The following is a 2595-nucleotide window of genomic DNA, read 5'->3' as shown; positions in this document are numbered from 1 at the left end:
GTTGAAAACAAAATTCGTGAGATAACAGGGGAGGACCTTAATGGCGTTGAGGTCAAAGTAGCAGTGAACCGGAAATATGCTAAAAAACCTGTTATGTTAAAGAATGGAGATGAGGTGGCATTGATCCCCCCAGTCCAGGGGGGATAAACACCAACATGATTAAGACAGAAATCGTTCAGGGAAAAATCGATCCGTTCCCCAGTGAAGACAATCATACCGGTGAAGGAGCTGAAGTTGTATTCAATGGTCGGGTAAGGGAAACGGAGAACGGGAAGCCCATCGTTGCTCTGGAATATGAACAGTACGAGGGGATGGCCGATCAGGAGCTGGAAGCTTTGGCTAAAGAAACAATGGATAAATTCCCCATTCACGATCTCTTTTGCCGCCACAGGGAGGGTGAAGTGCCTGTAGGAGAATGTTCTCTACATATATCTGTCCGGGCTCCCCATAGAAAAGAAGCGCTGGGTGCACTCTCCTGGTTTATTTCAGAATTAAAGAAACGAGTACCGATCTGGAAGTGGGCGATTTATCCGGACGGGTCGAAGAAAACCAGTCATCACGACCACTGAGGTGCTGGCGGTATTCATCGGCGAATTGTAAATTCTTTCTGACAAATAAGGATAGGGGGTAATAATGTCGAGTAGTAAAACATTTGCACCGAACAGAGATTTTGTATCAGAGGCCCGCATCAACTCTGCTGAACAGTACAGAGAGATGTACACCCAATCCATGGAGAATCCGGATGAATTCTGGGCCGGAGTGGCTGAGCGGTTGGATTGGTTCAAGAAGTGGGATGAAGTCGTCAATTCTGACTTCGTGAATGCGGATATTGAGTGGTTCAGAGGCGGAAAGCTGAATGTAAGCTACAACTGTCTCGATCGACATGTGGAGGCCGGTCACGGCGACAGGACAGCCATAATATGGGAGGGGAATGATCCCAGCGAGTCACAATCTTTCACCTACGCTGAACTCTTGGGCCAAGTGCAGAAGTTTGCCAACGTACTCAAAGCAAATGACATCAGAAAGGGTGATAGAGTCTGTATCTACCAGCAAATGATTCCTCAGCTTGCCATCGCCATGTTGGCGTGCTCGAGGATCGGCGCCGTCCATTCTATTGTGTTTGGTGCATTTAGCGCTGATTCCTTGAGAGACCGTATCAACGATTCTGCCTGCAAACTCCTGATTACTCAAGATACGGGTGTACGCGGAATAAAAACCGATATTCCGATGAAAGTCAATGCGGATAAGGCTGTCTCTGAAGCATCGTCCATTGAAAAGATAATCGTTGTGCAGCGAACCGGCACGGAAGTCCATATGAAAGATGGTAGAGACATTTGGTGGCACGAGGTGATGGAAGACGCGGAATCTGAATGTCCTCCTGAAGAGATGGACGCTGAAGATCCTTTATTTATTCTTTATACATCGGGATCAACGGGAACGCCCAAAGGTGTACTTCACACTACGGCCGGATATCTTGTCTATACGTCATTTTCACATGAAATGGTCTTTGATTACCATGAAGATGATGTCTACTGGTGTACAGCAGATATCGGCTGGATTACAGGACATTCATATATCATATATGGGCCGCTGGCAAATCGTGCAATATCGGTTATGTTCGAGGGCGTACCAAACTATCCGGACTGGGGACGCTTCTGGGCGGTGGTGGAGAAACACGGAGTCAACCTCTTTTATACAGCGCCTACCGCCATCCGGGCTCTCATGAAGGAGGGAGATAAATGGCCCGGGGAACATGATCTTTCCTCTCTCAGACTTCTTGGAACTGTGGGAGAACCGATCAAAGAACCCGAGTGGATGTGGTATCACCGCAAGATAGGGAAGGAGAAATGCCCCATAGTTGACACCTGGTGGCAGACTGAGACTGGCGGCATTCTCATTACGCCGCTACCGGGAGCAATTCCTACGAAGCCCGGTTCGGCAGCTTTGCCATTCTTCGGTGTGGAACCTGTCCTCATGGATGAAGAAGGGAACGAACTTTCCGGCGCCGCCCAGGGATTCCTTGTCATTAAGACAGCCTGGCCCGGCCTGATGCGAACCGTTTACGGTGATCATGAGAGGTTCAGGCAGACTTATTTTGACAGGTTCCCGGGCTATTACCTTACCGGTGACGGTTGCCGCCGGGATGAAGACGGTTATTACTGGATAACAGGAAGGATTGACGATGTCATGAATGTGTCAGGACACCGGATCGGAACGGCGGAAGTGGAAGGCGCCATTGGTAAGGCTGACGGGGTGGCAGAGGCTGCTGTTGTCGGGTTTCCCCACGAGATCAAAGGGCAGGGTATCTACGCCTTTGTGACGCTCATGACAGGCGTTGAGGAAGACGAAAACGACGGCATTCATCACAGCATTTTGAAAACTGTTACTACCGAGATCGGTCCGCACGCCAAGCCTGACAAGATCCAGTTCACGCCGGCGCTGCCGAAGACCCGCTCCGGCAAAATCATGCGGCGTGTGCTGCGGAAAATTGCCGAAGGTGATGTTGAAAACATGGGCGATATATCGACGCTCGCCGATCCCAGTGTCGTGGATGGATTGGTGACAGGCAGACAATAGCCTGGCTTCGAGCCCAGT

The 2595-nt window shown here is 50.0% G+C and carries 3 protein-coding genes; all 3 read left to right on the top strand.

The annotated features are described in order from the left end of the window. The first annotated feature begins 21 nt into the window (after positions 1–21). The 3 genes from QF669_04490 to acs all read left to right on the top strand — a co-directional run bounded on the left by QF669_04490 (position 22) and on the right by acs (position 2577). Positions 22–147: a MoaD/ThiS family protein gene (locus QF669_04490; GenBank protein ID MDP6456702.1), complete on the top strand. Its 126-nt coding sequence runs from the start codon at positions 22–24 to the stop codon at positions 145–147. 8 nt (positions 148–155) lie between these two features. Further along, entirely contained in the window at positions 156–569 is a 414-nt protein-coding gene (locus QF669_04485) for a molybdenum cofactor biosynthesis protein MoaE (GenBank protein MDP6456701.1), read from the top strand. Between the two features lie 64 nt (positions 570–633). Then, entirely contained in the window at positions 634–2577 is a 1944-nt protein-coding gene (gene acs / locus QF669_04480; GenBank protein MDP6456700.1) for an acetate--CoA ligase, read from the top strand. The last annotated feature ends 18 nt before the right edge of the window (positions 2578–2595 follow it).

The organism is Candidatus Neomarinimicrobiota bacterium, assembly GCA_030743815.1.
Taxonomy (GTDB): domain Bacteria; phylum Fidelibacterota; class Marinisomatia; order Marinisomatales; family S15-B10; genus UBA2146.
The sequence above is the reverse complement of the archived record's forward strand: the minus strand, read 5'-3'. Positions and strand labels throughout refer to the sequence as shown.

Bases quoted from the DNA above. Each gene is read 5' to 3' on its own strand.
- QF669_04485 (MDP6456701.1), top strand. From the start codon at position 156: ATGATTAAGACAGAAATCGTTCAGGGAAAAATCGATCCGTTCCCCAGT.
- acs (MDP6456700.1), top strand. From the start codon at position 634: ATGTCGAGTAGTAAAACATTTGCACCGAACAGAGATTTTGTATCAGAG.